Genomic DNA, 13,272 nt, shown 5'->3' with positions numbered 1-13,272 from the left:
GCTTCTGGAGCCTTGCTAACTGTTATATGTGTTTTATCTTCCATAAATCAGATACTTACCTAATCTAACTATTTTTATGTTTTTTTACGCGTGGAATAAGTGATGAGTGACTGACAATCTGCCTCATTGCAATCCTCGCAACTCCTCATTTGAGCGTTCGTCAGAGATGGAGGTTAGCCTATAGCTTGGACATATCCGAGGAACTGGTTTCACGTACAGTGCGGGCTTTCACATCAGTCGTCGAAGCGGACGCTTACGTAAAGCATTGGGGGAATAGTCGACAGCCATGTGATGCACGATTGTGTAGACTTGGTGCACCATTCAGGCTGATCCTCGAAGCAAGCTTGGAGTTGATACGATGGGTATCGGTGAGGCAATGGAATGACGCAGATTCGACGGCTGTTCGTGGTGTTAGTGCGGTTGCAAAAATCATCAAGTTGCCCAGAGGCAACGGTCTGATGCATCAGGGGCTGCACGTCCCTGCTGGTTATTCTCATATAAATAATATTGTCGGCGCGTGGCCGGGTCGAACCTGTCGCGGCGAGGAATAGCATTCATGTTGATGCTGCACATATCTGATATTCACTTCAAGTCGCCGGATTGCCTCGATCCATTGATGGATCCTGAACTCCCTATTCGCACTCGTATGATGCGGGATCTCACTGAACAAGTGCAAAAGCTGGGTAACGTTGGCGCGATTCTTATTGGGGGAGATATCGCGTTCAAGGCAGCCCCAGATGAGTATCGGACAGCCCGAGACTGGATAGAACAGCTCTCTCAAATTTCAGGTTGTCCGAAAGAACGCATTTTTGTAGTGCCGGGCAATCACGACGTGGACCGCGGGATTATCAAGGGTAGCGTCCAGATTCAGAACGTCCAGCATGCGATCGCTTCCACCCCACTGACCAACCGCGAGTGGAAGCTCAAACAGCAGTTACGCGATGAAACAACCGGCCAACTCCTTTTCCAAGCCCATGCGGCATACAACGAATTTGCCGCGCCCTTCGCGTGTCAGATATGGCCCGAAAAGCCGTTCTGGCATCAGGATATCCCCCTGGAGAATGGCGTGGGCCTTAGGATCTACGGGCTGACTTCCACACTTCTGTCCGGTCGTGAGGGCAACGATGACAAAGAGCGGGATCTCTACCTCAGTCCGTTACAGACTGTACTCAACCCAACACCGAACACGCTCAACCTAGTGCTGTGCCACCATCCCATTGATTGGCTTGAAGACGGCGAGGTCGTAGATGATGCGTTGAACGCCCGTGCTGCTTTTCATGTGTTTGGCCACAAACACAAGCAGCGGCTGCAAATGGATTCGAGCTACGTGCGCTTCGCCGCAGCCGCGGTAAATCCGTCGCGTGCCGAGCAACCTTACAATCCGGGTTACAATCTGATTCGGCTCCAGGTCGCAGGCGCCGGAGTCGAGCGCCGCGTTAACGTTGAGGTGTACCAACGCCGGATGCAAGATAACCCCGAACGGTTCATCGCAATTCAGAACAATCAGGGTCGCGACTTCTTCACATCGTCAATCTTGGTTCCGGAGGAAGCAGGTATACCCGCACCGGCTAGTGGCCCCGTCAGGGCGGCGGTCCCTGCCGATGAATCGCATGACCATTCGACTGGCACGCTGGTTATTCAAGACGCGGAGGCGACCATGGGTGAAGAAGATACCCGGGACTTGCTGTACCGATTCTGGGACCTTTCGAGTAGCCAGCGGCGAGACATCGCAACCTCATTAGACCTGCTTAAAGAGGGCGAGATGAAGCTGCCAGAGCCGGAGCGATATGGACGAGTCCTAATCCGCGCTGCGCAGTTGAATATCATGGACAAGATCGCGGCTGAAGTCGCCAAGTTGGAGAGATGAGTATGGCGAAGACGCCCGAGATGAATTCCGATTTCGCACGTTGGTATGCGGACGCTTTTATGGACGAAGGCCCGATCAGAACTCGCAGGTGGAAAGGTGTGGTGGATACCGCCACGGCTGCGGATTACTGGATGGTAGAGGTCCTTGTTCGTTACGCTTTTGCCACGACGGCGCCGGCTGACGGCGGTAAAAACGAAGCTTTGACCAAGAAGCATCAAGCGCTGCTTACTTCCATATCCGGCAACGGCTCGCCATTGGATCCTGCGGAATCTCGTCGAGAGCTGCAAATCCTGTCAGCCGCAGTGCTGACGCGGTTGTTCGCGAGGCTGCCGGACGCGGCGATCGCAGTTCTTAATGCTTCATTTGGAGGCATGCGTACTGCCGAGCTGCCTATGGATCTCGTTGGACTCGCGAAGAAGGCCGTAGTTGAGTTTTCAAGGAAAAAACACGAGCGCCCTAATCCCAAGGAATTCGTGATAGAACCGTCGACGGTCGACTTCGAGGTCTCGGCAGAAGCACTGGCAGACATGTCGCCAGCCCAATGGAAACTTGAGCTAGATGGCCTTCGAGATTCCACCCGGGAAGCACTGGGTGAGATCATCGACAAACAGAACCATGTGACGAAGCGGCTCATTCGCCAGATATCTCTGGGCGAGGAGGAGCTGCAGATGCTTTGGTGGTTGATCGGAGCCCATAGTTGGATCGTGGATGCACCTTTTACCGACGTTGACGCTGCATTGAAACCACTTGTGTTCAGTAAAGAACTGGGGGGTATCACCAATATATCCCCTGGGCCCGCGTCAGTGACTGCGCTGCTTTCCCGAGCCGGCGTCACCGGCGACGCGCTTATGGTATCGGACTCTGTGAATGCCGCCGATATTAGTTGGAGCAGGGACATCACGAAGTCGACCAGAATTTCCCCTGTCACGACCCCCCTGCACTTCGCACTTGAAAAAAGGGTTGAAGTCGGCTCGGACGATGCTTGGCTTCCGGTATGGGCCTCCATGACCGGGCTGCCCGCCGACGCGTCTATGGCAGCGGTTCAGCTCGCCGAGCTTTTCTACCGTGAGCATCTTTTCCTGTCCGTGGGCAACTGATCAAATGGCGACCCAGCAGCTTGCATGCAACAACGCCGATTGTAATTTCGCGTCTGATGGTAAGTGCGTGGAAGGGTTCGAGATCGAAGAGTGCCCACACGCCGGCTTATCACTCGAGGACATCCCGGAAGCTGAAGAGTCAGCCGCCGCAGTGGAGCCGCCAGAACCAACGATCGCCCTTGCGTCCGGTGAAGCGCTGGCTCGCGACAATGTCTCGAACTTACAGCGACGAAACGTTTCCAGGTCGATCGGTCTCATAGGGCCGAACGATTCGGGCAAGACCAGCTTGATCGCTGGGGTTTACGACCTTCTTCAAGACGGGCCTCTCTCGGGGGCGGCGTTCGCGGGGTCTTCTACGCTGATCGGGTTTGAAAAGGTTTGCCATCTCGCTCGTGCGGTCTCCCGACGTGCCATCCCGCACACAGAAAGAACTAGTCGCGGTGCGGATGCAACCTTCTTTCATCTCGATCTGCATCAAGAAGGTTTAGGGTTTACCTCTTTATTCATAAGCGATCGGTCGGGGGAGGACTATCTAGCCGTCACCGACCAAATTTCCCAGGCCGATCAGTTCTTCGAGATTCGACGAGCGGACTGCATAACCCTGTTGGTCAACGGCGCGCAACTGGCTAATCCGAAGCTGCGGCATGAAGTGAAGGCGGCGACGCCCCAGATCGTCGATGCGTTGGTCGAAGCACGCGCGATCCGTGGAGGATGTCGGCTAGCGGTCGTCCTGACAAAAAAGGACTCAGTCGTCATCTCTCAGCATCCGGACCGGGTCCAGAAGGATTTTGACGAGATGGTAGAGTCGATCATCAAAACTCACGCTACACACCTTGGCGAGGTGAAGTCATTTGTAGTCGCGGCATCTCCAAAGGACTGCGAACAGGTCTCCAGGGGAGAAGGCGTCGCTGACTTATTGCTGTACTGGTTACGGCCGAATATACCTGTAGTCGCGGGGGGCGACGGGGCACCTGCTATTTTCGAACGTATGATCGACCTGCTGACCGACACGGGGACAGAAAAATGAGCGGGGAAATTCATATTTCTATTGTAGGACTGCCCTCGTCGGGCAAGACGACATTTCTCGCAGCTCTGTGGCACATGGTCCGTGAGGTGGGGGCCGGTACGGCTCTCTCGTTCGATCGCCTCAGTCAAGGCAACTACGAACACCTTAACGCGCTAGCCAAGCGGTGGCGATCTGGAACGATTCAGCAGCGGACCCAGGTGAGCGGTGCAAAGGCTGTGACGATGCGACTTAAAGATGACGACGGACAGAAAGTTGAGGTTTCGTTTCCAGATCTGCCGGGAGAGGATTTCTCCCGAATGTGGGAGCGTCGTGAGCTCGACAAGGGAATGCTGGAAACACTGACAGCACCTTCGCTCGTCCTTATGATCAACGGCGATACGATCAAGATGCCGGCTTGGGTCGTTGACTGGACGACGTTGCAGAGGAAGTTGGGCATAGTACCCCCCGAGAAAGAGCCGATCGAGTGGAGCGCCGATCTGGCTCCTACTCAGGTCAGGATCGTGGACCTCCTACAGATGCTCATGTCGGGGGAGCTAAATATCGGCGCAAGACGTTTGGCCCTTCTCATCTCAGCATGGGACAAGGTCGAAGGGGAAGGACAAACGCCGGCAGAGATTCTTGAAAACAAATTACCTTTCTTAAGCCAGTATTTGCGCAGTGGGCGCGATCCTTGGACTTGGCAAGTGTGGGGCCTTAGTTCTCAGGGGGGGGTGTACGAGGATCCTGAGAAAGACGAGAGCTTTGCTGAAACTGATAGGCTTCGAGACCTAGAGCGACCATCCGACCGGATCAAGGTCGTGGACGGAGATACCGTCATTTCAGATATAACCAAGCCGCTGAAATGGCTGATCGACTAATGCCTTCAATCTTGGTCCATCAGGCGCTTCATGGATACAACGACGGCCATAGACTTATTTCCAGTTCACTGCCGCTGGATGCGTCGGATGCACGCGTTATGTTAGTGATGAGTGACCTATCGGGTTCTGGCATGAAGCCGTCGGCTGACGGCTATCTCACGGGATATCCGCTCGAGAAAAGCGGAAAATATGTCCTTGCGAGAACTTGGGCAGCCCCTGAAATGCCCCGGCCTGGCTGCGTTTGGACTCACTCGCTGATCATTGAAAACGCAGATCTCGCCAGGCTGATGTCTGCTCAAGCCCTGCTCGACATTTTCACACGTCCTACTGGTATAGATGTCAGGTCAGCCTATGGCGATCCCGTTTCCATGTCGCCACAACTTAAGCCGAACGGAATCGAGCCAACAGAACGGACTGAATTTCTGCTGCAGGCGCTGTATTCGTTTCCGACGCGTCAGGTGGTGGCCGAAGCCGCCGAGCCGTTCGCAGACGAGCAAGTTGCGACCGCCATCTGGATGCAGCAATGGCCAAGGCTGCGCCGTTCGTTTGGTTTTTGCACGCTTTCGGGAATGGATCGATCCGGGAAAGGGGTTGTTCTTGACCTTCAGTTCGTACCCGAGAAGGATCGTCAGCTCCGTTCGAAATTTCCGAACGCCGTGGTTGCGGATGGAGCTGCCATCTCTGAAGGGCCGCTGCGTCTGTTGGCTGATCTCGCAGCCCCATCATCGTCTACGTTGCGCGAATTCCTTAAACGCACCGGCGGCGACGTCGATGGCGGTCGACGCGCTATGTTGCCGCTATGTGAACTTCATAGAAGCCTATTAGAAAGCCATCCGCCGGACTTGGTCTCGGCCATTTCTGTCTTGGCGGCTCTCGATAGCGGCGGAAGGAAGCAGGCCAGGTCGATCCGCACGCTCGTGACGCGGCAAGCGATGAAAGCGACCGGTCGGATAGAAGATGTAGTGTTTGAGTTTCTTCTCGAAACGCTTGAACAGTTAAGCGATCCCGTAGAGCAGGCCGAGATGGGTAACAAGCTTGGCATCGAGCTGTGGCGGCGATCACCGCATCGCTTCTACTCTGCGCTCATTTCGGAAGGCGCTTCAGCCAGCGTCGCGTCCCGTGCTCTGGCGGAGATGAAATCGGAGCAGATAGTGTCGGGGCTTGAGTCCAACACTGATATCGCGATCGACATAGCCGAGCGGCGACCGGACATTATGTTGCTAACAGCTTTTTGGCGTATCCCAAAAGTCGACGATGGGCTGGCGGAACGTATACCGCACCAAGACGCAGGTCTTGCTGCACGAGCATTGCTTGCGGCAGGCAGGATCGGCCCAGCCATAACTATCATCAATAAAGCGGACCCAACGGATTTAATCCGCGCATTAGAGTCAGACAAGGCCGATCCCGACGCCGTACGGGGATGGCTCGTCGCTTTATGCCGCGATAAGAATAAGCTGGCCGCAGTGCTCGCCACAGGTGAGGTGACGCGGATGGCGACGGTCGTCACTATCGCCCGGCAGACCTCTCCTGACGATGTTCCCAATACCTGTGGAGAGGATTCTTGGCTTATCGCGTTGCGAGGTGCGTCTGGTCCCCTCGACCGGTCAGACGAGGATTTTCTTGCAGCGTTTTTCCTGACTCGGGCACTGGGCTGGAAATCCAGATCGCAGGCCGACCTGCTGCGATACTCATACACCCGAGTATACAAGGCATTTCAGGGGCAGCACTTCTCGCGCGAGACGGAAAGGCTCGCCAGCTTGCGTTTACAGAGTTCGTGGTTCGACTGGGACAGCTGTTCGCGGCTGAGAGAGACAGTAACGAAAATGTTTATCGATCGCGACCTCGAACCGGAGAGTTTCGGTCGCCTTACAGACGAGAGTCCGCTCGCGTTCTCTCTAATCGACGAAGCCGCTAACACTGGAAAGGGGCGCGCGTATCTCAAGCGAGTACGCGAGGCGCTCAAGGATGCCGAAGAAGTGGAGATCAAGGCGAGATCAGCTTATATCGCTAAAAAACTGAAGTGAGCACAGCTCTACTTACTGTTTTGGAAATTATCCCAACGGAGCAACTAAGCCTTTTCATAGGTCTGCTTCGAGTCCGTGCTGCGTAAAAATCGCCGTCTGTCGCGTCCGGCGACATCCGACCTAGGCTGTGTGTAAAACCTCTTTGCGCATGACGTTAGCAAGCATGGCACCACCTATAGCTCGGAATCAGTCAAGTCGCTGGTTCTTAAAAAACCGTGCGCGCGTCTGGCACGACTTTGAACGATTGGAATGCCAGCCTGGCTTTAAATACAACTGCGTTGGGAAAATGCAGTTTAACTTTCTGCCTTACCGATTCGAGGGGCTCCTCGCATAGTGGTCCGAGGATCACCTCCGCCAGTTGAATATCGCCACTGATTGGCCAGAAATGAAACGGACCTTCCAAGGGGGCATCATTCAAGCTCACGAACCGACGGTACTCTTCCTCGTACCGCCATCCTCCGGACTTGGTGCACAGCAACTGTTGTTGCAGTTCTTCGCTCAGATTGTCTGGGGTTGATGTTGGGTGAAGTGCATCGAGGATTCGATCGTCTTGGTAGCTGACCTGCTGAACTGTGCTGCGGTTGACGTCAAAACCCAAACAGACTCCTGTGTGCTTATCGGCGTAGTGGCTCCACATCACCGGCTCTGACCAATCTCCAGCGAAGCACAGTAAGCCCATCAGCGAATGGCTTTTATCTTTCCAGTCTCTCACGACCTGGCGCGTCTTGTGTTCTTTGAAGTTCGCAGCAAGCAGCTCGAAGGGGTCATTCAGATCAGCAAAGCGAGAGACCTTGATGCGCCGATTTTCTATGTTGCTGAGAGCGTGTTTGACGCTGGTGAGGTTGTACAGGCGAATCGTCGAGCGATTAACTGGTGGGTGGCAGGCTATCGCGCTCCCCATGTCTGATTTGTAGCCAGCTGAGATCCATTCACGTCTGAGCATTTCGTTGGTCGGCATGCCTATTTCCTATGCATTGGAGTGATGCTTGAACCTATGCGGCAAGCTTTCGCTTGCGCTTTTCCAGCGAATCACCGTCGATCATCAGGCCTTCTTATCTGCAACTCACGCCTCAGTCCACGGGCTTTGGTACAGGAACCTTGTGCACCATGCGAAATCGACTATCCATGCGGCTTCCTGGATGCCAGATCGACCACCTTACGGTCGCTCAGCTTAGCCTTAAGTACACGATTTTCGTCCAATAGCACCTCGTTTACGGAAGCAAGGTGGGCGACCTTGGCCCTAAGTTCCTCGATCTCCTGACGATAGGCTGCGGACTTCTTGCGTTCTGCAATCAAGTCTTGTTGTTTTACATCACGCATGGCGCGACTGGATCGCCCCAGAGCCTCGCGGATAGCTTCGGCAATTCGCGGGTAGTGATTATGTATTAAGGCCGTCGATACACCCGCCTCGCGGGCTACTGCGGCGATAGTAACCTTGGTTTCTCCGGTGCGGGCACGGCCCTTCTGGATGCGATAGAGGGCGAGCTTCAGATCTTTTTCACGATCCTCAGCCGGCTTGTAGTTGGTTGCCTTGTCCTTGGGCTTCATGCGACTAAAGTCTCCGGGTCCATTCCCAACTGGGCCAGTACGTCACGGCAGCGATTCAAGTCGCGGCGAACGCGTTGGCGGCCGCCTTCGCCAATGTCTGGGCAATGCAGTAACTCTTTTAAATCATCGAAGAGTCCTTGGTAAAAGGCCGCGTGGCCGGGCCCGATCACGGCGTTGCTGCAATTATTGCCGCAGCGGGTACGCTCAAGGGTATTGCCGACGCAACCGTCATTGTCCGCCGTGCACCAGGCATGACCGTTGCTGCGAATTGCGGTGCTCTCTGCAATGGAATTCAGCATCGAGGCATGATCCTTGAAGATCAGCAGGTTTTGTGGGTCCCGTTGCCACTGCTTGAGTGCGCGACCATAGCCGCCGGCCAGGGATTCTTTACCCAGCCAATTATCGACTACGCCGAGCTTGATATCTTCCAGCTCCCCCCGAATTTCAGCGTACAGCTCAAGTTCCAGATGATGTCCCCAGCTGTCGTCCATGGCGTAGCCCAAAGTCATGTCCAGTGACCAGTGTGCGAAGTGCTCCTTGAGGTAGCGCAGGTCGCCGAAGCGGCTGTGCGCAGCATAGTTGGCGAACTTGCGTCGGAACTGGTGGCTGGCGAGATTCCAGCTCAGCCCGCAATCTTTTGCGAATGCCTTAAGGTTTGGGTTCCAACTGGCTCTGGAAAGCGTGCGTACCACGATGCCATCTTTCACGCCTAGAAAGAGCGCATGGCGGTGCTTGTGCGCCTCGGTGATCTGCGGATCAAGTGGGTTGGCGCGACGACGTTGCACGATCTCGGCGGCGATCATGGCTTGATAGGGGGCGGCCCAGCGCTCCATCAAGCGCAAGGCGCGTACGGCGGCATCGGGAATCATCCAGTCATGGATACCTGCATCGGTTTTGTCCGACCGCGAGCGCATCCAGTGATAGGTGGTGCCCTCGTCGTCCTGTGTACGGTGGTGCGCGCCTACTTGCACGTTGGCCAGCTCGTGGTTGCGGCAGCCGGTGGTGCTGGCCAGGATGATATAGCAGGCCGTGCGCAGGTCGTTGAGTGCAAAGTTCAATGCCCTCAGACCGCCCTTCCATCCTAGGGTGTCCAGATGGTGGTTCTTCGCCCTAATTATGTCGAATACCGACAGCCTCTTTCGCTGCGCCTCGACGGCAACCATCGCATCGCGCAGGTCAAGCAATTGCCGGCCGCGTTCAATCTGCTGGTAGGCTCGCTCGAATAGGATGCAGAACACATCATCGGGGATCAGCGGCGTTTTGCCGACCTGGACTCCGCGGCCGGTTAGCCCCGCCATGGCCTTCGCGGATGTCTCGGGCCAAGGATGCTGTGGCATCGGGTCATCGGTGTATTGGCTCAGTTCATGGAACGCTTCGACGACGATAAAACGCAATACCAGTCCACGCTGCGACAGCGGCTTTCCCTTGGACCGGATGGGCTGACGGTGCGCCTTGCAGGCGGCTATATAGGTGGCGCAGACCATGGGTGTTACCGCGCCCAAGTGATCGAGCTTAAGCGCCTCCAGGTGGCGTAGGAATGCCATTGCATTTGAGAGTGTGTGTTTCAATGCGCTGCCTTTAGGCCGACCCGCCCCGCGTCGCCCGCGGCGTAGGTAGCGGTACATCATCGCCTTCATCACAGTTCGAAACGCCGACGGCACGGTGCCGAAGTTCAGCAGTCTCCTGTTGGCTGGCACGTTGGTAGAAAAGCCGTCGAGTTGCCAGATGTCGTCGCCATAGCGACTGAGGATGACCCACTGCCCTGCGACCTGAGTAGCGCTGATGATCAGGGCGTCGCGTTCGGACTCGGGGAGCCCGCGCACATCGCCTGGTTGGCCTGCAAGGGGTTTCCAGGGTAGTACCGCCAGGGTATTGTCGCTCATGCAAAGACCTCCAAGCTGTCGATCAGATCAACCGACCAGAACGGGTGCGGCAGGGTGCGAGCGTGCTCACGGGCGGCCTCCACGGCGGCGGCCTTGAAGGTGCCGCGACGCAGCCCCTCGGCAACTATGTAGTGGTCGATCAACCGAGGGATGTGGGCGTACTCCCGTGCCCAGCGCCGCTTATCCATGCGGGATCGCTCGGCCAGCACGCGGAAATAGAAGCTGAACAGCTTGTACAGATCTTCAGCGGTTACCGCGTAGTGCTTGCAGCGCAGGCAGTTCACGAAATTCATGCAAGTCGCACCCTCGCGCTTCGGGGCGTACTGGCCGTTTACCGGGTCGGAGCAGCGGCCCATGGGGGTATCCTTATAGGTCGCTCCAATAGCCCGGGTTAGCAACTCCTGCACCAGTACCTCACCCATAAATTGCCAGTTGCGACGGGCGTCCTCGCCGGGCGCAAGGTAGTTTTGGTCGGCCACCTTAAGAGTATTGCCGAGGGCAGCAGCTGTGGTCGCCAAATCACCATCGGTCAACTCGAAGATGCGGTTGGCAAAGGTCTTGCGGAGGCGCGAGACATTGATGCGCAGCGGCCTGCCGTCACTGTCGGTCAGACTATGCTCGTCAACCAGACTGTTCGCCGCATAATTCAATCTCTCTGCGCTTAGCGCCGTGATCTCACCGGCATCCTTCCCGCCGCGAGAGCGATACAGCCATACACGGCCCTTGAGGCCATCCGGTGCGTCTGCATCCAAGGGGGCGGTCAGGGCCATCACGCGGCGGATCAGGCGCTCCACGTTAGTTCGCACACACGGCGTGGATTCCAGAAGGCGCTCGACGTCCGACTCAGCGCGAAGGGCCACCTTACTGGTGTTGTAGCCGCGCCGCTTCCATAACACTAGGAACACCGTGTTGTCCTTAGGGTGTGGGCGCAGGCAGTCGCGGTCCATTTCCAGCAGTGGCGTGGTGTTACGTCCAGTGTGCAATGCTACGACCAGCAGAGCGAAGACCAGCAGTTCGGCGGTTACAGGCGCATCATCGGCCCAGATCGGCTGGATAGCCTGCCTCAGCGCAACAGTGAACATCTGTCGCTCGCGTTTGGACAGCGCCGTCTCGCCCTTGGCCTTGCGGTTGCTGTTCGGGAACGGGTTGTGCGGGAAGGTGGCCGTATCGCCGGAGATGACCAAGGGGACCAGTCCACGCCGCCCCAAGGCGAGTAATACGGACTTAGTCTTTGCATATAAACTCTTCTGAGCGGTCGTCGCGACGGCCAACCCAGCCAGATGACCGAGGTAACCGTCGATCAGGTCCCGGTTCACATCGGCAAGGGACAAGTCACGGCCAAAAGCCGCCGCGCATAACACGCAGTATTCGAGAAAATTGCGCAACCCATTCACGCAGTAGCTAACCACGGTGCTGGTCTCGACAGTGCCCTCCTGCCCTGCGAGGAAGCGCTCTATCTGGCGCTGGCAGGCGTAGGTAATGGGGTCTATGCCGGCGCCATACCAGCGGGCAAAATCGAAACTACGACTGTGTGAGGTGTTTCGCTCGAACTCGATCGTGGTGTGCTTCGGCGGGATGGCCTCGGGTAGAACGACCACATTGTCTGCCATATCGCGGCTGTGCTCGACTTGCGGGACGCTGAGGTCTGTCTTAATAAATACCTTGCGCTTGCCCATTAGGCCACCTCCGCCAGTGCATTCAACTCATCGTCATAGGCCAGTACCGCCTCGTCGGCCATTTCGTTGATCAGGTGCAGGTACACCATGGTTGTCTGAATCGAACTGTGACCGAGTTGCCGCTGAACAAACACCAAGGGCTCCAGTCCGCTGGCACGGTTACGCTGAAGGCTGACCAGGGTATGGGTGGCGTAGGAATGCCGGAGCATATGCGTATTGACCTTGATTCCAGCCCGCTTGCCGTTTTCGCTGATGATCCGGTTGAGGCTCTTGCCGTCGCCCCCATAGGGCTCCCCGGACTGGTTGAGGAACAGCGCCTTTTGCGGGGTCTTACTCAGCGAGGCGCGCTCGCCGCGCACCTTCGTCACATAGCGATAGAGTTCGGCCATGAATTGGCGGCTGACGTAAATATCTCGCGGCTTGCTGCCCTTAGTCACCATGCCGCTGCCGTCGTACGGATCGAGCCGAATGCAAAGGTTGCGCTCAGTTCGTGCCGCCTTGTCCGGGTCGAAGACATAGGCGTGCGGGAAGGCGGCGATTTCCTCGCGACGCAGACCCGAATGCAACCCTAGGCGCATCATCATCCGGTGATGTGGGTTCTCCGTTGCGGCAAGGAGGGCCTTTATCTCGGCCATGCGCAGGAACTTGGGCAGGGCCTTGTGGGTACGCGGCATCACATCGTTTGCCATGGTCTTGCCTCCACTGGCATCGACGTGCGCAAGGAAGCCTGTTTCACGCCTCACGGTCCGTTCTTCAAAGGCGAAGGGCAGGCGTTTCACCCAACCCTCCTTCAGCGCGTATTCGTAGAACTTGCAGATGTAAGTCAGGCGCTGGCGAGTAGTGTTTGGTGCCAATTCGCACGCCATCAGGCAATAGTCCCGATAGGCCGCCACAAGGCTCTTTGCCTCGCCACGATCAACGTCGCGCCAGTCCATCTCATGGGCTTGAAGGAAGCTGAAGAAGTCGTAAAGAGCGCGTCCAGTACTGGGCCAGGATCGCTTAGAGCCGATATCCCCGCGAAGCAAGTAGTGACGAAAGAATTGATTAGCGGGGAGGCAACTCTCCATCGAGTCCCATAGCAGAATGGGAAACCCTGGATAAGGTTGCCCAACGATCACGAAATCTTCAGTAGCCCACACAAGCTCCATCTGCTGCCCTCTGTGCTAATTAGAATCCCATTCACTTTGTCTGCTCTGGCCATTTAGGGTGGTAGAAGCACCCCTAAAGCGCATGAGTTTCTAAGTGACTGTTTCTAATATCACAGCAATCTAACGCTTTCCAAGTGCCAGATCA

10 protein-coding genes are annotated in these 13,272 nt (G+C 56.3%); 5 read left to right on the top strand and 5 right to left on the bottom strand.

Translation table 11 applies throughout. The features are described 5' to 3' along the window. Window positions 1-556: 556 nt before the first annotated feature. From QMX98_RS25290 to QMX98_RS25270, 5 genes are read left to right on the top strand one after another with little or no spacing between them, the layout of a single operon-like run. Window positions 557-1,867, top strand: a complete 1,311-nt coding sequence (locus QMX98_RS25290; protein WP_058410949.1) for a metallophosphoesterase — start codon at window positions 557-559, stop codon at window positions 1,865-1,867. A 2-nt stretch (window positions 1,868-1,869) separates the two neighbouring features. Beyond that, window positions 1,870-2,964 (top strand): GTPase-associated system all-helical protein GASH, encoded by a 1,095-nt coding sequence (locus tag QMX98_RS25285; RefSeq protein ID WP_058410948.1) that lies wholly within the window; start codon window positions 1,870-1,872, stop codon window positions 2,962-2,964. Continuing rightward, window positions 2,933-3,991 carry a hypothetical protein gene (locus QMX98_RS25280; protein WP_139271958.1) on the top strand — a complete coding sequence of 353 codons (1,059 nt, stop codon included), beginning with the start codon at window positions 2,933-2,935 and terminating at the stop codon, window positions 3,989-3,991. Before QMX98_RS25285 ends, QMX98_RS25280 begins: the two co-directional genes overlap by 32 nt. After that, window positions 3,988-4,848: a hypothetical protein gene (locus QMX98_RS25275; RefSeq protein ID WP_058410946.1), complete on the top strand. Its 861-nt coding sequence runs from the start codon at window positions 3,988-3,990 to the stop codon at window positions 4,846-4,848. The genes QMX98_RS25280 and QMX98_RS25275 overlap by 4 nt, the downstream gene beginning before the upstream one ends. After that, a complete protein-coding gene (locus QMX98_RS25270) occupies window positions 4,833-6,872 on the top strand; it encodes a hypothetical protein (protein WP_175570670.1) in 2,040 nt (679 codons plus the stop codon). Before QMX98_RS25275 ends, QMX98_RS25270 begins: the two co-directional genes overlap by 16 nt. A 205-nt stretch (window positions 6,873-7,077) precedes the next feature. Here QMX98_RS25270 and QMX98_RS25265 read toward each other — a convergent pair whose 3' ends face one another. The 5 genes from QMX98_RS25265 to QMX98_RS25245 all read right to left on the bottom strand — a co-directional run bounded on the left by QMX98_RS25265 (window position 7,078) and on the right by QMX98_RS25245 (window position 13,127). Next, window positions 7,078-7,830, bottom strand: a complete 753-nt coding sequence (locus QMX98_RS25265; RefSeq protein WP_058410944.1) for a DUF2971 domain-containing protein — start codon at window positions 7,828-7,830, stop codon at window positions 7,078-7,080. A 161-nt stretch (window positions 7,831-7,991) separates the two neighbouring features. After that, window positions 7,992-8,420: a hypothetical protein gene (locus tag QMX98_RS25260; protein WP_058410943.1), complete on the bottom strand. Its 429-nt coding sequence runs from the start codon at window positions 8,418-8,420 to the stop codon at window positions 7,992-7,994. Next, window positions 8,417-10,303 carry an integrase gene (locus QMX98_RS25255; protein ID WP_058410942.1) on the bottom strand — a complete coding sequence of 629 codons (1,887 nt, stop codon included), beginning with the start codon at window positions 10,301-10,303 and terminating at the stop codon, window positions 8,417-8,419. Before QMX98_RS25255 ends, QMX98_RS25260 begins: the two co-directional genes overlap by 4 nt. Further along, window positions 10,300-11,979 (bottom strand): hypothetical protein, encoded by a 1,680-nt coding sequence (locus QMX98_RS25250; protein WP_058410941.1) that lies wholly within the window; start codon window positions 11,977-11,979, stop codon window positions 10,300-10,302. The genes QMX98_RS25255 and QMX98_RS25250 overlap by 4 nt, the downstream gene beginning before the upstream one ends. After that, window positions 11,979-13,127, bottom strand: coding sequence for a site-specific integrase (locus QMX98_RS25245; RefSeq protein ID WP_058410940.1), 1,149 nt, complete (start codon window positions 13,125-13,127; stop codon window positions 11,979-11,981). The genes QMX98_RS25250 and QMX98_RS25245 overlap by 1 nt, the downstream gene beginning before the upstream one ends. Window positions 13,128-13,272: the final 145 nt, after the last annotated feature.

The organism is Pseudomonas sp. PS02303 (genome assembly GCF_029959925.1).
Lineage (GTDB): Bacteria > Pseudomonadota > Gammaproteobacteria > Pseudomonadales > Pseudomonadaceae > Aquipseudomonas > Aquipseudomonas mandelii.
Note: the sequence above shows the minus strand (reverse complement) of the source record. Positions and strands in the feature narration are given on the sequence as shown.